Origin of the sequence: Streptomyces sp. NPDC005898 (assembly GCF_040629635.1) — a bacterium.
GTDB lineage: Bacteria > Actinomycetota > Actinomycetes > Streptomycetales > Streptomycetaceae > Streptomyces.
Genome location: NZ_JBEXWC010000002.1, coordinates 270835 through 289319, shown reverse-complemented (window position 1 = coordinate 289319; position 18485 = coordinate 270835). Strand labels below are relative to the sequence as shown.

15 protein-coding genes are annotated in these 18485 nt (G+C 70.0%); 8 read left to right on the top strand and 7 right to left on the bottom strand.

What is annotated here, in order from left to right; genetic code table 11:
- Positions 1 to 192: 192 nt before the first annotated feature.
- Entirely contained in the window at positions 193 to 2460 is a 2268-nt protein-coding gene (locus ABZ385_RS04050) for a (Fe-S)-binding protein (RefSeq protein WP_358909578.1), read from the bottom strand.
- Between the two features lie 382 nt (positions 2461 to 2842).
- Between ABZ385_RS04050 and dnaK the strand changes: the two genes are divergently transcribed.
- The 5 genes from dnaK (at position 2843) to ABZ385_RS04025 (ending at position 7809) form a co-directional block, all read left to right on the top strand.
- Positions 2843 to 4702, top strand: a complete 1860-nt coding sequence (gene dnaK / locus ABZ385_RS04045; RefSeq protein WP_358909576.1) for a molecular chaperone DnaK — start codon at positions 2843 to 2845, stop codon at positions 4700 to 4702.
- Entirely contained in the window at positions 4702 to 5415 is a 714-nt protein-coding gene (grpE, locus tag ABZ385_RS04040) for a nucleotide exchange factor GrpE (protein WP_358583589.1), read from the top strand. Before dnaK ends, grpE begins: the two co-directional genes overlap by 1 nt.
- 33 nt (positions 5416 to 5448) lie before the next feature.
- Complete coding sequence (gene dnaJ / locus ABZ385_RS04035) at positions 5449 to 6642, top strand: molecular chaperone DnaJ (RefSeq protein WP_358583591.1); 1194 nt, start codon at positions 5449 to 5451, stop codon at positions 6640 to 6642.
- 1 nt (position 6643) lies between these two features.
- Complete coding sequence (locus ABZ385_RS04030) at positions 6644 to 7108, top strand: helix-turn-helix domain-containing protein (RefSeq protein WP_358583593.1); 465 nt, start codon at positions 6644 to 6646, stop codon at positions 7106 to 7108.
- Between the two features lie 155 nt (positions 7109 to 7263).
- Positions 7264 to 7809, top strand: a complete 546-nt coding sequence (locus ABZ385_RS04025) for a hypothetical protein (protein ID WP_358583595.1) — start codon at positions 7264 to 7266, stop codon at positions 7807 to 7809.
- On the opposite strand, the gene ABZ385_RS04020 is transcribed toward ABZ385_RS04025, so the two are convergent.
- Together ABZ385_RS04020 and ABZ385_RS04015 are read right to left on the bottom strand one after the other, a co-directional pair.
- Entirely contained in the window at positions 7772 to 8554 is a 783-nt protein-coding gene (locus ABZ385_RS04020; protein WP_358583597.1) for a helix-turn-helix transcriptional regulator, read from the bottom strand. The two genes, ABZ385_RS04025 and ABZ385_RS04020, sit on opposite strands and share 38 nt — an antisense overlap.
- A 109-nt stretch (positions 8555 to 8663) precedes the next feature.
- Positions 8664 to 9668 carry a helix-turn-helix transcriptional regulator gene (locus ABZ385_RS04015; RefSeq protein ID WP_358583599.1) on the bottom strand — a complete coding sequence of 335 codons (1005 nt, stop codon included), beginning with the start codon at positions 9666 to 9668 and terminating at the stop codon, positions 8664 to 8666.
- A 360-nt stretch (positions 9669 to 10028) separates the two neighbouring features.
- On the opposite strand from ABZ385_RS04015, the gene ABZ385_RS04010 reads away from it, so the two are divergent.
- Entirely contained in the window at positions 10029 to 10388 is a 360-nt protein-coding gene (locus tag ABZ385_RS04010; RefSeq protein ID WP_358583601.1) for a hypothetical protein, read from the top strand.
- Between the two features lie 148 nt (positions 10389 to 10536).
- On the opposite strand, the gene ABZ385_RS04005 is transcribed toward ABZ385_RS04010, so the two are convergent.
- Complete coding sequence (locus ABZ385_RS04005) at positions 10537 to 10971, bottom strand: TIGR03618 family F420-dependent PPOX class oxidoreductase (protein ID WP_358583603.1); 435 nt, start codon at positions 10969 to 10971, stop codon at positions 10537 to 10539.
- Between the two features lie 156 nt (positions 10972 to 11127).
- On the opposite strand from ABZ385_RS04005, the gene clpB reads away from it, so the two are divergent.
- Positions 11128 to 13740: an ATP-dependent chaperone ClpB gene (gene clpB, locus ABZ385_RS04000; RefSeq protein WP_358583605.1), complete on the top strand. Its 2613-nt coding sequence runs from the start codon at positions 11128 to 11130 to the stop codon at positions 13738 to 13740.
- 148 nt (positions 13741 to 13888) lie between these two features.
- Complete coding sequence (locus ABZ385_RS03995; protein ID WP_358583607.1) at positions 13889 to 14434, top strand: YbjN domain-containing protein; 546 nt, start codon at positions 13889 to 13891, stop codon at positions 14432 to 14434.
- A gap of 87 nt (positions 14435 to 14521) precedes the next feature.
- Here ABZ385_RS03995 and ABZ385_RS03990 read toward each other — a convergent pair whose 3' ends face one another.
- From ABZ385_RS03990 to ABZ385_RS03980, 3 genes are all read right to left on the bottom strand, one after another.
- Entirely contained in the window at positions 14522 to 15619 is a 1098-nt protein-coding gene (locus ABZ385_RS03990) for a type III polyketide synthase (RefSeq protein WP_358909574.1), read from the bottom strand.
- A 10-nt stretch (positions 15620 to 15629) separates the two neighbouring features.
- On the bottom strand, positions 15630 to 16838 hold the full coding sequence (locus tag ABZ385_RS03985; protein WP_358583611.1) for a cytochrome P450: 1209 nt from the start codon (positions 16836 to 16838) through the stop codon (positions 15630 to 15632).
- A 152-nt stretch (positions 16839 to 16990) separates the two neighbouring features.
- Complete coding sequence (locus tag ABZ385_RS03980; protein WP_358583613.1) at positions 16991 to 18190, bottom strand: pyridoxal phosphate-dependent aminotransferase; 1200 nt, start codon at positions 18188 to 18190, stop codon at positions 16991 to 16993.
- Between the last annotated feature and the right edge of the window lie 295 nt (positions 18191 to 18485).

Here is an 18485-nt window from a genome sequence, read left to right as displayed (position 1 = left end):
AAAGATCGTTTCCGTGGGGTGTGACTCGTGAGGCGTACGAAGGGTTGTGCGCCGGGGGCGGCGGAGTGAGCGCCGGGTGAACGGGGCGCCACGGTGCCGTTCGCGGCACGAACGCGTCAGGCCGGCCCCGCCCCGAAGGGCGGAACCGGCCTGGGCGTCGTTCCGGGACGCGGACCGTCGTATCCGTAGGCGCTACTTGACCGGCTCGGGCTCCGGCGCGTCCGTGGACTCCTCGTCGTCCGCCGGGTCGGCCGGCGTCTTCACGGAGTCGAGCAGCAACTGCGCGACGTCGACGACCTGGAGGGAATCCTTCGCCTTCCCGTCGTTCTTCTTGCCGTTGACCGAGTCGGTGAGCATGACCAGGCAGAACGGGCAGGCGGTGGAGACGATGTCGGGGTTGAGGCTGAGTGCCTCGTCGACCCGCTCCGTGTTGATGCGCTTGCCGATGCGCTCTTCCATCCACATGCGCGCGCCGCCGGCGCCGCAGCAGAAGCCGCGCTCCTTGTGGCGGTGCATCTCCTGCTGGCGCAGGCCCGGGACGGCGGACATGATCTCGCGCGGGGGCGTGTAGACCTTGTTGTGCCGGCCCAGGTAGCAGGGGTCGTGGTAGGTGATCAGGCCCTCGACCGGGGTCACCGGGATCAGCTTGCCCTCGTCGATGAGGTGCTGGAGCAGCTGGGTGTGGTGGATGACCTCGAAGTCGCCGCCGAGCTGCGGGTACTCGTTCGCGATGGTGTTGAAGCAGTGCGGGCAGGTCGCGACGATCTTCTTGGCCGACTTCGGCTTCTTGGTCGACTCGTCCTCGTCGTCCTCGCCGTACGCCATGTTCAGCATCGCGACGTTCTCCTGGCCGAGCTGCTGGAACAGCGGCTCGTTGCCCAGGCGGCGGGCGGAGTCACCGGTGCACTTCTCGTCGCCGCCCATGATCGCGAACTTGACGCCCGCGATGTGCAGCAGCTCCGCGAAGGCCTTGGTGGTCTTCTTGGCGCGGTCCTCCAGGGCGCCCGCGCAGCCGACCCAGTAGAGGTAGTCGACCTCGGTGAGGTCCTCCACGTCCTTGCCGACGATCGGGACCTCGAAGTCGACCTCCTTGGTCCACTCCACGCGCTGCTTCTTGGCGAGCCCCCAGGGGTTGCCCTTCTTCTCCAGGTTCTTGAGCATCGTGCCCGCCTCGGACGGGAACGCGCTCTCGATCATCACCTGGTAGCGGCGCATGTCGACGATGTGGTCGATGTGCTCGATGTCCACCGGGCACTGCTCGACGCAGGCGCCGCAGGTGGTGCAGGACCACAGGACGTCCGGGTCGATGACGCCGTTCTCCTCGAGGGTGCCGACGAGCGGACGCTCGGCCTCCGCGAGGGCGGCGGCGGGGACGTCGGCGAGCTGCTCGGCCGACGCCTTCTCCTCGCCCTCCATGGTCTTGCCGCCGCCCGCGAGCAGGTAGGGCGCCTTGGCGTGCGCGTGGTCGCGCAGCGACATGATGAGCAGCTTCGGGGAGAGCGGCTTGCCGGTGTTCCAGGCGGGGCACTGCGACTGGCAGCGGCCGCACTCGGTGCAGGTGGAGAAGTCCAGCAGGCCCTTCCAGGAGAACTGCTCGACCTGGGAGACGCCGAAGGTGTCGTCCTCGCCCGGGTCCTCCCAGTCGATGGGCTTGCCGCCGCTGGTCATGGGCTGGAGCTCGCCGAGGGTGGTGGAGCCGTCCGCGTCCCGCTTGAACCAGATGTTCGGGAAGGCCAGGAAGCGGTGCCAGGCGACGCCCATGTCGGTCTTCAGGGCGACCGTGATCATCCAGATGAACGAGGTCGCGATCTTCACGCCGGCGAAGAAGTACGTGAGGTTCTGCAGCGTGGAGACGTCCAGGCCCTCGAACGCGGAGACCAGGGGGTACGAGATGAAGAACGAGGCCTCGTAGCCGTCCACGTGGTGCTGGGCGCCCTCCAGGGCGTGCAGCGTGAAGATGCAGATGCCGACGATGAGGATGACGGTCTCGACGAAGTACGCCTGGCCGGTGTTCGAGCCGGCGAAGCGGGACTTGCGGCCCGGCTTGTCCGGCCGGTTCAGCTGCCGGATGACGATCAGCGTGGCGATGCCGAGCACGGTCATCGTGCCGAGGAACTCGACGAAGACGTTGTACGGCGCCCAGTCGCCGATGACCGGCAGCATCCAGTCGGCCTGGAAGAGCTGGCCGATGGCGTTGACGATCGTCAGCAGCAGCGAGAAGAAGCCCACCGCCACGAACCAGTGCGCGACGCCGACGATGCCCCACCGGTTCATGCGCGTGTGGCCGAGGAACTCCTTGACCACGGTGAGCGTGCGCTGGACGGGGTCGTCGGTCCGGGTGCCGGCGGGGACGGGCTGGCCGAGCCGCATGAACCGGTAGATCTGCACGATGGCACGGCCGAACAGCGCGACGCCGACCGCGATTAGGACCAGCGACACGATGATCGCGGCGAGTTGCATTGGGGGGCTCCTCGGGCCTGCGAGGCGGGACTCGTCGTAGCGGACTAGGGCTGATTACTAAGCGGTAACTTATGCAGTCCGTCTGAGACTACCCACTTACCCGGTCGCACTGTAGCCAGCAAGGCGGTGATCTGCGTCGCTCAGGCAACCCTTCCCCGGCGCGCCGCGGTACCGGGGGGTGCGCCCCGAAGGGGCGCGGGGAACTGCGCGCCCAGCCGCATATGACCCGCAGCCGGGGCTCCGGACCCCCGGGAGGCAACCGACTTGCGCGTAAGCACGGGATAAGAGTTGAGCCCCCTCGACTCACATCTGTTGACGCAAGCGCAGCGCTCATGCATCCTTGAGCCAGATCCACTCAAGAAGTACCTCTGGAGGAATCGAAATGGCACGTGCGGTCGGCATCGACCTGGGCACGACTAACTCCGTCGTCAGCGTTCTGGAAGGCGGCGAGCCCACCGTCATCACCAACGCCGAGGGCGCCAGGACCACGCCGTCCGTCGTCGCCTTCGCGAAGAACGGCGAGGTGCTGGTCGGCGAGGTGGCCAAGCGCCAGGCGGTCACCAACGTCGACAGGACCATCCGGTCGGTCAAGCGCCACATGGGCACCGACTGGAAGGTGGACATCGACGACAAGGGGTTCAACCCCCAGCAGATCTCCGCGTTCATCCTCCAGAAGCTGAAGCGCGACGCCGAGGCGTACCTGGGCGAGAAGGTCGCGGACGCGGTCATCACCGTCCCGGCGTACTTCAACGACTCGGAGCGCCAGGCCACCAAGGAGGCCGGTGAGATCGCGGGTCTGAACGTCCTGCGCATCGTCAACGAGCCCACCGCCGCCGCCCTGGCCTACGGCCTGGACAAGGACGACCAGACCATTCTGGTCTTCGACCTCGGTGGCGGCACCTTCGACGTCTCGCTCCTCGAGATCGGTGACGGCGTCGTCGAGGTGAAGGCCACGAACGGCGACAACCACCTCGGTGGTGACGACTGGGACCAGCGCGTCGTCGACTACCTGGTCAAGCAGTTCAACAACGGCCACGGCGTGGACCTCTCCAAGGACAAGATGGCGCTCCAGCGCCTGCGCGAGGCGGCCGAGAAGGCCAAGATCGAGCTGTCCTCCTCCACGGAGACCACGATCAACCTCCCGTACATCACGGCCTCCGCCGAGGGCCCGCTGCACCTGGACGAGAAGCTCACGCGCGCCCAGTTCCAGCAGCTCACGTCCGACCTCCTGGAGCGCTGCAAGACGCCGTTCCACAACGTCATCAAGGACGCGGGCATCCAGCTCAGCGAGATCGACCACGTCGTCCTCGTCGGCGGCTCGACCCGCATGCCGGCCGTCGCCGAGCTCGTCAAGGAGCTGACCGGCGGCAAGGACGCCAACAAGGGCGTCAACCCGGACGAGGTCGTCGCCATCGGCGCCTCGCTCCAGGCCGGTGTCCTCAAGGGCGAGGTCAAGGACGTCCTGCTCCTCGACGTCACCCCGCTGTCCCTCGGCATCGAGACCAAGGGCGGCATCATGACCAAGCTCATCGAGCGGAACACCACGATTCCGACGAAGCGCTCCGAGATCTTCACGACGGCCGAGGACAACCAGCCGTCGGTCCAGATCCAGGTCTACCAGGGCGAGCGCGAGATCGCGGCGTACAACAAGAAGCTCGGCATGTTCGAGCTGACGGGCCTGCCGCCGGCCCCGCGCGGCGTCCCGCAGATCGAGGTCTCCTTCGACATCGACGCCAACGGCATCATGCACGTGACCGCGAAGGACCTCGGCACGGGCAAGGAGCAGAAGATGACCGTCACCGGCGGCTCCTCGCTGCCGAAGGACGAGGTCGACCGCATGCGCCAGGAGGCCGAGCAGTACGCGGACGAGGACCACAAGCGCCGCGAGGCCGCCGAGTCCCGCAACCAGGGCGAGCAGCTCGTCTACCAGACGGAGAAGTTCCTCAAGGACAACGAGGACAAGGTCCCGGCCGAGGTCAAGACCGAGGTCGAGGAAGCCGTCGGTGAGCTGAAGGAGAAGCTCAAGGGCGAGGACACCGCCGAGATCCGCACCGCCACCGAGAAGGTCGCCGCCGTCTCGCAGAAGCTGGGCCAGGCCATGTACGCCGACGCCCAGGGCGCGCAGGCCGCGGGCGGCGCCGAGGGCGCGGCCCCCGGCGGCGAGCAGGCCAAGGAGGACGACGGAGTCGTCGACGCCGAGATCGTCGACGACGAGAAGGACCAGAAGGGCGGCGCCGCCTGATGACCGAGGAGACCCCGGGTTTCGGCGAGAGCGCCGACAAGCCTGACGTCCCCTCCGGCGCCACCCCTGACGACGCGGCGCCCAAGGCCGCCGAGCCCTCCACCGAGGAGGGCCCGGCGGCCCCGGCCGGGGACAAGGACAGCAAGACGTCCGCCCAGGACGTGGGCCTGACCGCCCAGCTGGACCAGGTGCGCACCGCGCTCAGCGAGCGCACGGCGGACCTCCAGCGGCTGCAGGCCGAGTACCAGAATTACCGCCGCCGCGTGGAGCGGGACAAGGTGACGGTGAAGGAGATCGCCTCGGCGAACCTCCTCTCCGAGCTCCTGCCGACCCTCGACGACATCGGCCGCGCCCGTGAGCACGGGGAGCTGGTCGGTGGCTTCAAGTCGGTCGCCGAGGCGCTGGAGACCGTCGTCGCCAAGATGGGCCTGCAGCAGTTCGGCAAGGAGGGCGAGCCCTTCGACCCGACGATCCACGAGGCCCTGATGCACAGCTACGCACCCGACGTCACCGAGACGACGTGCGTCGCGATCCTGCAGCCGGGGTATCGCATCGGCGAGCGCACCATCCGCCCCGCGCGGGTGGCCGTCGCCGAGCCCCAGCCCGGCGCGCAGCCGGCCAAGGGCGAGGAGGCCGCCGAGAAGGCCCCCGAGGGGTCCGCGGCCGCCGAGGGATCGGACGAGAAGGAGACCGGTGGCCCGGACGAGGGCTGACGGCGACGACATGAGTGAGGAGGGACGTCGGGGATGAGCACCAAGGACTTCATCGAGAAGGACTACTACAAGGTCCTCGGCGTCCCCAAGGACGCCACCGAGGCCGAGATCAAGAAGGCGTACCGGAAGCTCGCCCGCGAGAACCACCCGGACGCCAACAAGGGCAACGTCAAGGCGGAGGAGCGCTTCAAGGAGATCTCCGAGGCGAACGACGTCCTCGGTGACCCCAAGAAGCGCAAGGAGTACGACGAGGCGCGTGCCCTCTTCGGCAACGGCGGATTCCGTCAGGGCCCCGCAGGCGCCGGCGGCACGTTCAACTTCGACCTGGGCGACCTCTTCGGAGGCGGCGCCCCGGGTGGCGGTGGGGCGGCCGGCGGCGGCTTCGGGGGCGGTCTCGGTGACGTCTTCGGGGGCCTGTTCAACCGCGGCGGCGCGGGTGCCGGTACCGGCACGCGTACGCAGCCCAGGCGCGGCCAGGACATCGAGTCCGAGGTCACGCTGAGTTTCACGGAGGCGGTGGACGGCGCCACGGTGCCGCTGCGCATGTCCTCCCAGGCCGCCTGCAAGGCCTGTTCCGGCACCGGCGACAAGAACGGCACGCCGCGCGTGTGCCCGACCTGCGTCGGCACGGGCCAGGTCTCGCGGGGCGGTGGCGGCGGCTTCTCGCTGACCGACCCGTGCGTGGACTGCAAGGGCCGGGGCCTGATCGCCCAGGACCCCTGCGAGGCCTGCCACGGCTCGGGGCGCGCGAAGTCCTCCCGCACCATGCAGGTGCGCGTCCCGGCCGGGGTGAGCGACGGCCAGCGGATCAGGCTCCGCGGCAAGGGCGCGCCCGGCGAGCGGGGCGGCCCGGCCGGCGACCTGTACGTGGTCGTGCACGTCGACGCCCACCCCGTGTTCGGCCGCAAGGGCGACAACCTCACGGTCACCGTGCCGGTGACCTACCCCGAGGCGACGCTGGGCGGCGAGGTCAAGGTCCCGACCCTGGGCGGACCCGCCGTCACGCTGAAGCTGCCCCCGGGCACGCCCAACGGCCGTACGATGCGGGCCCGCGGCAAGGGCGCGGTCCGCAAGGACGGCACCCGGGGCGATCTCCTGGTGACGGTGGAGGTGTCGGTCCCGACATCTCTGTCGGACGCCGCCAAGGAGGCCCTGGAGTCCTACCGCGAGGCGACCGCGGGGGACGACCCGCGGGCAGAACTGTTCCAGGCCGCGAAGGGAGCATGAGATGGACGGCCGCCGTCGACAGTCCGGATTCAGTAGGGCGTACCAACTCACCGACGAGACGCCGGTGTACGTCATCTCGGTGGCCGCCCAGCTCAGCGGCCTGCACCCGCAGACCCTGCGCCAGTACGACCGCCTGGGCCTGGTCTCCCCGGACCGCACCGCGGGCCGCGGCCGGCGCTACTCCGCCCGTGACATCGAACTGCTGCGCACGGTGCAGCAGTTGTCGCAGGAGGAGGGCATCAACCTCGCCGGCATCAAGCGCATCATCGAGCTGGAGAACCAGGTCGCGGCGCTCCAGTCGCGCGTCGCGGAGCTGTCCGCGGCCGTGGAGGGCGCCGCCGCGGCCATGCAGCAGCGCGAGGCGGCGGTGCACGCCTCCTACCGCCGTGACCTCGTCCCGTACCAGGACGTGCAGCAGACGAGCGCGCTCGTGGTGTGGCGGCCCAAGAGGACGCACGAGCAGTAGGGGCACCGAGGCATAACCGAGGGCATAGGGGACCGGCGGCGGTTCGCAGGGCCTGAGTAGGCTGACGCGGGGGCCGGGAGGTGGCAACCTCCCGGCCCCCGTTCGCTGTTTTCCGCTGTTGGTTTTCCGCTGTCGAACGGGGAGTTGAGCCGGCCATGGCCATGGTGGGGCTGTTCTGGATCGCCGAGGGCGATGTGTACGTGGGCGCGAAGCCGTCCGGGCTCGCTCCCGGGGTGCGGCTGACGCCGGAGGGTGTGGCGGCCCTCGGGGACCGGCAGTCGGCGTTCTGGCCCTGGGCGGACGTCCACACGCTGAGCATCGACGACGTACCGGTGAAGTCGTTCAGACGGCATGTGGGCGTGGCCGTCGACCTCGTGCTGACGGTCGGCCTCGGCGGCCAGGACGAGGCCCCGACGATGACGGTGCGGATCGGCGGCGCCACGGGGGAGACGGAACTGACCGCGTACACCGCCGCGGCGGTGGGCTACTCCGCGACGGAGTACGACCTCTCCCGCGCGCTGCTCGGCCGCCTCACCCAGGGCGCGGCCACCCTCCTGACGACGCTGTCGGCGATGGCCGAGTGGGGCCGCCGGCACGAGGGGGGCTCGCCGCGGGCGGCCGCGCGGGAGGCGCTGCTGCGCGAGTGGCTGGCGGTGGCGGACGCTACTGGTCCCGCTCCAGGAGCCCCGAGCGGCCGATGAGGTAGCCGAGCTGGGCGCGGCTGCCGCTGCCGAGGGTGGCGGCGAGCTTGGCGATGTGGACGCGGGCCGTACGGATGTTCATGCCGAGGCGGTCGGCGATCTCGGCGTCGGTGAGGCCTTCGACGAGCAGGCCCGCGATGGCCCGCTGACGAGGTGTCACGCCGCCCTCGGAGACCTGCGGGGCGGCCTGCGGCCACATGGGCGTGGCCAGCCGCCACAGCCGCCGGAAGGTGGTGGTGAAGTACTCCACGAGGGCCGGGTGGCGCACCTCCAGGGCGATGCTGCGGTCCTTGCTCGCCGGGATGAACGCGACGGTCCGGTCGAAGACGAAGAGGCGGTCGGTCACCTCGTCCAGGGTGCGGGCCTCGGCGTCGCCGTGCAGCTGCTCCAGATAGCCGAGCACGGGCAGGGAGTGGCGCGTCGTGTGCTGGTAGAGGGTCCGCATCCGGCAGCCGCGGCTGAGGATCGCCTGGTCGCGCGGGAAGGCCTCGGCCAGCGTCTCCGGCGGCCGGGTACCGCCGGGCTGAATGGCCAAAAACTCCTCCCTGACGTCGTTCATCGCGCGGTCGATGGCCGCGTTGATGCGGCCGACGCCGTCCAGGACGGTGATGTGCGCCTCCGGGAAGGAGGCGCCCGTGACGTCCTCGCCGCGGATACGACCGGCGCGGAGGGCCCGGCGCAGGTATACGGCCGAGCCCGCCTCGCAGAGATCCGTCACTGCGTGCGTCGTGAGTTCCCTGGCCATGTGTGCTCCCTCCCGCTCGGTTGAAGCGCGGCGATTCTATGCAGAGGGTGCGGGCGCGGACCGTCCCGCCGTGATTGAAGTGTCCACTTCTGGCGGCTGGTTCGGGCGGCTACTTCGGGCGCTCCGGGCTGAGCTTCGCCTGGTCGAGGATTCCCGACTGGGCGATGAGGTAGCCGAGCTGGGCGCGGCTGCCGCTGCCGAGGGCCGCGGCGATCTTGGCGATGTGGGCGCGGCAGGTGCGGACGTTCATGCCGAGCCGGCGGGCGATCGCCTCGTCGACGTGCCCCTCGATCAACAGCTTGGCGATGGAGCGCTGGACGCCCGTGATGCCGTTGGGCGCGATGTCGTAGGGGACTTCCTCGGTCAGCGGGACCGCGCGCTCCCAGAGCTGCTCGAAGACCTTGCTGAGGTACTCGACCAGGCCGGGGTGGCGCAGTTCGAGGGCCACGCGCCGGTCGTCGCTCGCCGGGATGAAGGCCACGGTCCGGTCGAATATGATCAGCCGCTCGATCAGCTCTTCCAGGGTGCGGACCTGCACCTTGCCGCCCGAGATGCGGTCCACGTAGGCCAGCGTTCCCTGGCTGTGGCGGGCGGTGTGCTGGTAGAGGGTGCGGATGCTGACGCCGCGGTCGGTCAGGGGCCGGTCCCGCTCCAGGGCCTGGGTCAGGGCGTCCACCGGGCGGCCGCCGCCGGGCTGGATGGTCAGCACGGAGGTGTTGCACTCGGCGGTGGCCGAATTCAGCGCGGCGTTGATGCGGTCGAAGCCCTCGAGGACGGTGATCGCGTGGATGTTCGCGGGGCTCTGGGCGCTGATCGTGACGAACTGTTCGAAGGAGTCCGTCAGTTCGATGGCGAGCCGCCTGCGGTCCTGGATCTCGCGTTCCAGCGGGTGCAGACGCTGGGCGAGGGCGACGGAGGGAGGAACCGGACGGAGCCAGTTGGCGTCATCCGGATCCGGGTGCAGCAGTGCGAATTCCACGAGGCAAGGGGCCAGTTCCGCTTCGACACGATTGATGCGTCCGGAACGCAGCGCGTTGGCGTAAAGCCGTGCCCCCTCGTCGCACAGGTCAGTGACAGCATGGGGATGTGTCGGTTTTGTGTTGCTTGTGGTCATATCTCCACCCCCCAGGGTCCTGAACGTGCAAGAACATGATGCATCGCTCCTGTGGCGTTGACATGCCTGAATGAGCCATCGTCTTCATGGCCGGGGGAGAGGAATCCATCAAGTGAGGACGAAGCCGACTATGCGCGTGAGAATACTTGGCTCAGTGCTTGCCGCGGTCTTCTCTGCCGCTGTGGCCCTCGGTGCCCAGAGCGGCTCGGGCCTTGGCAGCGGAAATTCCGCGGTGGCGAACCCGGCGGACACCGGTTGGACCAGCGTGCAGGCGCTTCCGGTGGACACCGGTTGGACCAGCGTGGACGCGCTCCCGGCGGGGGACACGGGCTGGACCGTGGGCCCGAAGGGTGCGCACACATGAGCACTCCTCCTGACGACCGCACCTTCCGCCGCGAGATGGCCACCGCCTATCGCTCCGGATGGCACTTCATCGATCTCGTGACCGCGATCCCGCATCGCGGCGACTCGCTGATGGTCACCCTGCTCGGCGAGCCGATCGTCGTCACCCGCGACGACGAGGAGGAGATCCGCGCCTACCGGTGCCTGCGGCGGCCGCGAGGAGCGCCGCAGCCCGTGCGGTGCGCCATCCGGTACGGGATGGTCTTCGTCAATCTCGACCGCCGCGACCACCAGGTGGTCGGAGAGGGCGAACAGCAGGACCCGGGGGCCATGACGAGCGCCCCGGACAGCATCACAGCCACCCCCCGCAGCGCCTGACGCGATTCCCCCGTCGTTGTAGATCGCGCAGGTGCTTCCCCCAGCAGCGGCGTCACCGTGGACCTGAACACGGTGGCGCCGCTGTGGCGTGCGCGGCCGGTGGCGCGTACGTCGCGTGCGCGGCCGCCGGCGCCGGGTCCGCGCCGGCTCAGGCCTTGCCCAGGGCGCGGGTGACCTCGATCTCGATCAGGACGCGGTCGGGGTTGGGCGAGGGGCGCCGCTCGTAGCGCGCCTCGTAGCGCGTCTCCGCGTCCTCGATCCGCTCCGGTTCCGTCCTGATCGTCGCGCGGCCCTCCAGCGTCGCCCAGCGCCGGCCCGCGAACTGGCAGACCGCCACCCGCGCCCCCGGCCCGTCCGGCGCGCCCGTCGCCGCCAGGATGTGCGCGACCTTCCTGCTCGTCCTGCGCGCGAGGACACGGGCGGTGCCGGTCTCGGGGTCGTAGGTCACGCCGACCGGCACCACGTGCGGGGTGCCGTCCGGGCGCAGGGTGGTCAAGGTGCACAGGTGCCGTTCGCGCCAGAAGCTGAGGTAGGGCTCGGGCGGATGCCGCGGATCTATCGGCGCGGATGCGTGGCTGCTCATGGACCGGAACATAGCCGCCCCGCCTTCCGACCGCTGCCTTGAGTGGAATAGACTCAACTTTGTGTACGTTGATTAAGTCAGCGTGAGAGGGAAACCCGGCCGTCGGCCGAGTTCAGGACCCGTACCCCGTTCGGTCCGTAAGGAGGACAAGCGCACGTGGACGCAGAGCTGACCAACAGGAGCCGCGCCGCCATCAACGCGGCCGGTGACCGGGCCGTACAGGACGGCCACCCCGACCTGACGCCGGGACATTTGTTGCTCGCCCTCCTGGAGGGCCAGGACAACGAGAACATCACCGACCTGCTCGCGGCGGTCGACGCGGACCAGGCGGCCGTGCGCGCGGACACCGAGCGGGCCCTGGCCGCGCTGCCGAGCGTGACCGGGTCCACCGTCGCGCCGCCGCAGCCCAACCGCGAACTGCTCGCCGTCATCGCCGACGCCGCGCAGCGGGCGAAGGAGCTGGGCGACGAGTACCTCTCCACCGAGCACCTGCTCATCGGCATCGCCGCCAAGGGCGGCCGGGCCGGACAGGCCCTCGCCCAGCACGGGGCCACCGACAAGAAGCTGCTGGAAGCATTCGAGACGACAAGGGGAGGGCGCCGGGTGACCACACCCGACCCCGAGGGTCAGTACAAGGCGCTGGAGAAGTTCGGCACCGATTTCACCGCCGCGGCCCGGGAAGGGCGCCTGGACCCCGTCATCGGGCGGGACCAGGAGATCCGGCGGGTCGTGCAGGTGCTCTCGCGCCGCACCAAGAACAATCCCGTGCTCATCGGTGAGCCCGGCGTCGGCAAGACCGCCGTCGTCGAGGGCCTCGCCCAGCGCATCGTCAAGGGCGACGTGCCGGAGTCGCTGAAGAACAAGCGGCTGGTCTCCCTGGACCTCGGCGCGATGGTCGCGGGCGCCAAGTACCGCGGCGAGTTCGAGGAGCGCCTGAAGACCGTCCTGTCCGAGATCAAGGAGAGCGACGGCCAGATCATCACGTTCATCGACGAGCTGCACACCGTCGTGGGCGCCGGCGCCGGCGGCGACTCCGCCATGGACGCGGGCAACATGCTCAAGCCGATGCTGGCCCGCGGCGAGCTGCGCATGGTCGGCGCCACCACCCTGGACGAGTACCGCGAGCGGATCGAGAAGGACCCCGCCCTGGAGCGGCGCTTCCAGCAGGTCCTGGTCGCCGAGCCGTCCGTGGAGGACTCCATCGCGATCCTGCGCGGCCTCAAGGGGCGCTACGAGGCGCACCACAAGGTGCAGATCGCCGACAGCGCCCTGGTGGCCGCCGCGACGCTCTCCGACCGGTACATCACCTCCCGCTTCCTGCCGGACAAGGCCATCGACCTCGTGGACGAGGCCGCATCCCGGCTGCGCATGGAGATCGACTCCTCGCCCGTCGAGATCGACGAGCTCCAGCGCGCCGTGGACCGGCTGAAGATGGAGGAGCTGGCGCTCAGCAAGGAGACCGACCCGGCGAGCAAGCAGCGCCTGGAGAAGCTGCGGCGCGACCTCGCCGACAAGGAGGAGGAGCTGCGCGGGCTCACCGCGCGCTGGGAGAAGGAGAAGGAGTCCCTCAACCGCGTCGGCGCCCTGAAGGAGAAGCTGGACGACCTGCGCGGCCAGGCCGAGCGCGCCCAGCGCGACGGCGACTTCGACACCGCCTCCAAGCTGCTCTACGGCGAGATCCCGACCCTGGAGCGCGACCTCGAAGCCGCCTCCGAGGCCGAGGAGGAGGCCGTCCAGGCCAAGGACACCATGGTCAAGGAGGAGGTCGGCCCCGACGACATCGCCGACGTGGTCGGCTCGTGGACCGGCATCCCCGCCGGGCGCCTCCTGGAGGGCGAGACGCAGAAGCTGCTGCGCATGGAGGACGAGCTGGGCAAGCGGCTGATCGGCCAGCACGAGGCGGTGCGCGCCGTCTCCGACGCGGTGCGCCGCACCCGCGCCGGGATCGCCGACCCCGACCGGCCCACCGGCTCGTTCCTCTTCCTCGGCCCCACCGGTGTCGGCAAGACGGAGCTGGCCAAGGCCCTCGCGGACTTCCTCTTCGACGACGAGCGGGCCATGGTCCGCATCGACATGAGCGAGTACGGCGAGAAGCACAGCGTCGCGCGGCTCGTCGGCGCCCCGCCGGGCTACGTCGGCTACGAGGAGGGCGGCCAGCTCACCGAGGCGGTGCGGCGGCGTCCGTACAGCGTGGTGCTCCTGGACGAGGTCGAGAAGGCGCACCCGGAGGTCTTCGACGTCCTGCTCCAGGTCCTCGACGACGGGCGCCTGACCGACGGGCAGGGCCGGACGGTGGACTTCCGCAACACCATCCTGGTGCTGACGTCCAACCTCGGCAGCCAGTACCTGGTCGAGCCGCTGACCTCCGAGGAGGAGAAGAAGCAGCAGGTCCTGGAGGTCGTGCGGTCCTCGTTCAAGCCCGAGTTCCTCAACCGGCTCGATGACCTGGTGGTCTTCTCCGCGCTCACCAAGGACGAGCTGGCGCACATCGCGGAGCTCCAGATCGGCCGGCTCGCCAAGCGGCTCGCCGAGCGGCGCCTGACCCTGGAGGTCACGCCCGAGGCGCTGGCCTGGCTGGCCCTGGAGGGCAACGACCCGGCGTACGGCGCGCGTCCCCTGCGGCGCCTGATCCAGACGTCCATCGGCGACCGCCTCGCCAAGGAGATCCTCGCGGGCGAGGTCAAGGACGGCGACGTGGTCCGCGTGGACCGCTCCGAGGACGGCCTGCTGGTCGGCCCCTCACCGGCCGCGCCGGGCAAGCAGCTGTAGCCCCCAAGGGGCGCCGGGAACTGCGCGAGCGGCCACCGCGTGTCCGCAGACGGCGAACGGCGGAAACCCGGCAGACGAGGTGCCGGGCTTGCCCCCGAGGGCCCCTCCTGGGAGAGGATGGGCCCATCCATACGAAGGGACAAAGCACGTGAGCATCGACCCGTCCTCGATTCCGAATTTCGGGGGACAGCCCGAACCGCAGCAGGGCGCAGGACCGGCGGGCCCCGTCGTCCCCGACCAGGACCTGGTGAAGCAGCTCCTGGACCAGATGGAGCTCAAGCACGTCGTCGACGACGAGGGTGACCTCGCGGCGCCGTGGGAGGAGTTCCGTACGTACTTCATGTTCCGTGGCGAGGACGACCAGCAGGTCTTCTCGGTGCGGACGTTCTACGACCGCCCGCACCAGATCGAGCAGAAGCAGCAGCTCCTGGAGTCGATCGACGACTGGAACCGCCGCACGCTGTGGCCGAAGGTCTACAGCCACACGCACGACGACGGCACGGTCCGCCTCATCGGCGAGGCCCAGATGCTGATCGGCACGGGTGTCTCCCTGGAGCACTTCGTGTCGTCGACGGTCAGCTGGGTGCGCGCCGCGATCGAGTTCGACCGCTGGCTGGTCGAGCAGCTCGGTCTGGAGTCCGAGGTGGACTCCGCCGAGGGCGACACCGGCGAGCAGCCGGGCGACGAGGCCTGAGGGCCCGTACACCCACGAGAGCCCGGCCGGGACGACCCGAGAGGTCGCCCCGGCCGGGCTCTTCGCCATGGCCCGTGAGGCGCGTGCTCAGACGGGTGCCTGGGCCAGGGCCTGCACGGCCGACGGGTCGCTCGTTCCGGTCGCGTCCCAGGCGCCCAGGGTGATCTCGGCGGTGATGCCGGGGCCGAATCCCGCGATGACGCCCGAGGCGGCGTGGTCGGCGCCGCCGTCCTGGAAGAGGCGTTCCAGGGCGTCGAAGATGACCGCGCTGGCGATGTTGCCGCGTTCGGTGAGGGTGGCTCTGCTGTAGCGGAACATCGTCGGCGGCAGTCCCAGGTGGGTGCTCAGGTCGTCCAGGATCCTGGGCCCCCCGGCGTGGATGATGTAGAAGCCCAGGTCCGAGATGTCCCAGCCGCGCAGCGCGGCCATGTCGCGCAGGGCGGGCGCGAGGTCGGCCATGGTGCCCGGTACGCGCTTGTCCAGCAGGAAGTGGAAGCCGGTCTCGCGGACCGCGTAGGAGATCCATTCCTCGGTGCGCGGTACCAGGTGGGAGCCGTTGTGGTGCAGCTGTACGCCGGTGCCTCCCTGGCCGCGGACCACGGCGGCGGCGATGGCGTCTCCGAACAGGCCGTTGGAGAGCAGGTTTCCCACGAGCAGGTCCGTGGGCTGGTAGCACAGTGAGCAGAACTCGCAGGAGACGATCAGCACGTTCGCCCGCGGGTAGGCGGTGCAGAAGTCGTGGGCGCGGTTGATGGCCGCCCCTCCGGCGGCGCAGCCGAGCTGCGCGATCGGCAGTTGCCGGGTCTGCGGTCGAAAGCCCAGGGTGTTGATGAGCCAGGCGGTCAGCGAGGGCATCATGAAGCCCGTGCAGGACACGTAGACGATCATGTCGATGTCTTCGGGCGTCAGCTGGGCGTGCTCCAGCGCCCGGTGCACGGCTTCGGGGACCCGTGCCTTCGCCTCCGCCTCGTACAGGGCGTTGCGTCGGGTGAGGCCCGGGTGGCGCAGGGTGTCCTCGATGGGTTGCACCAGGTGGCGGGTCTGGACACCGGTGTTGGCGATGAGGCGCAGCGCGAGCTCCAGCTGCGGGTGGCCGGCGTGGAGCTCGCGGGCCAGGCTGAGGGTCTGCTCCCGGGTGATGACGTGTTCGGGCACGGCGATGGCGGGTCTGCACAAAGTGGCCATGGTCAGCTCCTCACCAGACGACCGGCAGGGTCAGTGGATAGCGCCAGATCGACACGGTGTTCCACCGCACGTCCTGCGCCGGTACGGCCAGCCGCAGTTTCGGGAACCGGGCGATCAGGGTGCCGATGGAGACCTGGAGGACCATACGGGCGAGGTGGGAGCCCAGGCAGTGGTGGCTGCCGTACCCGAAGGTCATGTGCGGGGCCGGGTCCTTGCGCTCGAAGTCGAGGGCGTCGGGCTGTTCGTAGACCGTGCCGTCGCGGTTGGCGGTCAGATAGGACACGTGCACGATCTCCCCCGCCTTGATGAGGACGCCCGACAGTTCGACGTCCTCCAGCGCCACCCGTGGGATGCCGACGCCCTGGCGGAAGGGGATGTGGCGCAGCAGTTCCTCCAGGGCCTGGTGCAGCAGTTCGGGGCTGTCCCGCAGCCGGCGCAGATGTGTGGGGCGGGTCAGCAGCGTGTAGACGACGTTGCTGATGTCGTAGGTGGTGGTGTCGTGTCCGGTGACGACCAGGAGCATGGCCAGAACGGACAGCTCCCCTTCGTCCAGCATTTCCGAGCCGATGCGTGCGGTCGCCAGTGCGCTGATCAGGTCGTCGCCCGGGTCACGGCGCCGCGCGGCCGTCAGCGCGTCGAAATAGGCGCGCAACCCCGCCTTCGCCTCGGCCGCCGACGAACGGTCGGCGGCCCTCATGGACATCATGGCCATCGCCCAGCTGCGCAGCTGCGGCCGGTCCTCCTCCGGCACGTCCATGAGCTGGCAGATCGTCATCAGCGGCAGCCGGTCCGCGAGATGAGCGACGATGTCGGCGGGCGCGCCACCCGCCTCCATCTTGTCCAGCAACGTGTCCACGGTGCGCTGCGTCCAGGGCCGCAGTGCCTCGACCTGGGGTGTGGTGAAGGCCTTGATGACCAGCCGGCGCACGCGATTGAGCGCGGGCGGATCCATCAGGTTGATCGCCTCGCGCTGGGCGATGGGGGCCGGGGTGATCCGGGGGAAGTCGCGGTCGACGAGCGCGGCACGGCTGAAGCGCCGGTCGGAGGTCACCGTCCGCACGTCCTCGTAGCGCGTCACCAGCCAGCAGTCGCCCTCCCCGTAGGGCATGCGGACCCGGGCGACGGGCGACTCGTCGCGCAAACGGGCCATGACCGGATCCGGTTCGAGGGCGTCGTCGTGTCGGAAGGGACACGTCGGCACGGCGTCGGCAGCAGTCATCCTGGCACTCCCCTTGTGGCTGGACCCGGCCCACGCGTGTCCTTGGCATATTCCTGCCCACGTTCAGCAGGAAAGCATCTCATTGCCACCTTTATGGAGTAATAACCCGACTATCACACTTAGGGTCATCACCCACGCGGGCCGTCCCGGGGTTACCTCCCGCGGACCGTCAGCCGCTTGAGGCGGGTGACGGCCTCCTCCAGGACGGAGACCTTCTTGCAGAAGGCGAAGCGGACGAAGGGCGCGCCCGCCTCGCGGTGGTCGTAGAAGACGGCGTTCGGGATGGCGACGACGCCGGCCCGCTCGGGCAGCGAGCGGCAGAAGGCGAAGCCGTCGCTCTCGCCGAGGGGGCGGATGTCGGTGGTGACGAAGTACGTGCCGGCCGGGCGGTAGACGTCGAAGCCGGCGGCGGCGAGGCCCTCGGCGAGCAGGTCGCGCCGGGCCCGCATGTCGGCGCGGAAGCCGTCGAAGAAGGAGTCCGGCAGCGCGAGCGCCTCCGCGACGGCGTACTGGAAGGGGCCCGAGGAGACGAAGGTGAGGTACTGCTTCACCGAGCGGACCGCCGTGACCAGTTCCGGGGTGGACGTCAGCCAGCCGACCTTCCAGCCGGTGAACGAGAACGTCTTGCCCGCCGAACCGATGGTGACCGTGCGCTCGCGCATGCCGGGGAAGGAGGCGAGCGGGATGTGCTCGGCGTCGTCGAAGACCAGGTGCTCGTAGACCTCGTCGGTGATGACGAGCAGGTCGTGCTCGACCGCCAGTTCCGCGATCCGGGCCAGTTCGGCGCGGGTGAGGACCGTGCCGGTCGGGTTGTGCGGGGTGTTGAGCAGCAGCAGCCGGGTGCGGGGCGTGATCGCGTCGCGCAGCTCGTCCAGGTCCAGGCGGAAGCGGCCGTCGCCGGGCCGCAGCGTGACCGGCACCCGCGTGCCGCCCGCGAGCGCGATCGAGGCGGCGTACGAGTCGTAGTAGGGCTCCAGCGCGACGACCTCGTCGCCCGGTTCGACCAGGGCGAGCAGCGAGGCCGCGATCGCCTCGGTGGCGCCGGCCGTCACCAGGACCTCGCGGTCGGGGTCGTAGGTGAGGGCATAGCGGGAGAGCTGGTGCGCGGCGATCGCCGTGCGCAGCTCGGGGACGCCGGGGCCCGGCGGGTACTGGTTGCCGCGACCGTCGCGCAGCGCGCGCACCGCGGCCTCGCGCACGGACTCGGGTCCGTCGGTGTCCGGGAAGCCCTGACCCAGGTTGATCGCGCCCGTCGACACCGCGAGCGCGGACATCTCGGCGAAAATCGTCGTACCGAACTCGGCGAGGCGGCGGTTGAGCAGCGGGCGCCCGCTCCCGGTGGTGGAAGTCATGGCCGCCATCCTGCGCCGAACCTCTGGACTTCCTCAACTCTGCTTTGGGCCGCGACGGCGAAGGGCATCCCCCTGTCACGCGAGGAGCGAGGCCCATGGGGGGACCGCGTCGCGGGGGAACGGAAGGAGCGTGGTGGTCGTGATCGTGGCCTTCGTCTTCGCAGGAGTGATCATGTTCGTCGTGGCCATGGTGGCCGGTTCCCGGGGGAGCGCCAAGCGCCGCACCGGTTCGCGGTGGAGCTCGGGCACGGCGTCGAGCACGGCGGGTGGCGGCAGTTGGTGGGCCGGGGGCGGT

What these genes read in the sequence shown, in the direction of transcription:
- ABZ385_RS04050 (WP_358909578.1), bottom strand. Translation starts at nt 2,460, where the DNA reads ATGCAACTCGCCGCGATCATCGTGTCGCTGGTCCTAATCGCGGTCGGC.
- dnaK (WP_358909576.1), top strand. Translation starts at nt 2,843, where the DNA reads ATGGCACGTGCGGTCGGCATCGACCTGGGCACGACTAACTCCGTCGTC.
- grpE (WP_358583589.1), top strand. Translation starts at nt 4,702, where the DNA reads ATGACCGAGGAGACCCCGGGTTTCGGCGAGAGCGCCGACAAGCCTGAC.
- dnaJ (WP_358583591.1), top strand. Translation starts at nt 5,449, where the DNA reads ATGAGCACCAAGGACTTCATCGAGAAGGACTACTACAAGGTCCTCGGC.
- ABZ385_RS04030 (WP_358583593.1), top strand. Translation starts at nt 6,644, where the DNA reads ATGGACGGCCGCCGTCGACAGTCCGGATTCAGTAGGGCGTACCAACTC.
- ABZ385_RS04025 (WP_358583595.1), top strand. Translation starts at nt 7,264, where the DNA reads ATGGCCATGGTGGGGCTGTTCTGGATCGCCGAGGGCGATGTGTACGTG.
- ABZ385_RS04020 (WP_358583597.1), bottom strand. Translation starts at nt 8,554, where the DNA reads ATGGCCAGGGAACTCACGACGCACGCAGTGACGGATCTCTGCGAGGCG.
- ABZ385_RS04015 (WP_358583599.1), bottom strand. Translation starts at nt 9,668, where the DNA reads ATGACCACAAGCAACACAAAACCGACACATCCCCATGCTGTCACTGAC.
- ABZ385_RS04010 (WP_358583601.1), top strand. Translation starts at nt 10,029, where the DNA reads ATGAGCACTCCTCCTGACGACCGCACCTTCCGCCGCGAGATGGCCACC.
- ABZ385_RS04005 (WP_358583603.1), bottom strand. Translation starts at nt 10,971, where the DNA reads ATGAGCAGCCACGCATCCGCGCCGATAGATCCGCGGCATCCGCCCGAG.
- ABZ385_RS03990 (WP_358909574.1), bottom strand. Translation starts at nt 15,619, where the DNA reads ATGGCCACTTTGTGCAGACCCGCCATCGCCGTGCCCGAACACGTCATC.
- ABZ385_RS03985 (WP_358583611.1), bottom strand. Translation starts at nt 16,838, where the DNA reads ATGACTGCTGCCGACGCCGTGCCGACGTGTCCCTTCCGACACGACGAC.
- ABZ385_RS03980 (WP_358583613.1), bottom strand. Translation starts at nt 18,190, where the DNA reads ATGACTTCCACCACCGGGAGCGGGCGCCCGCTGCTCAACCGCCGCCTC.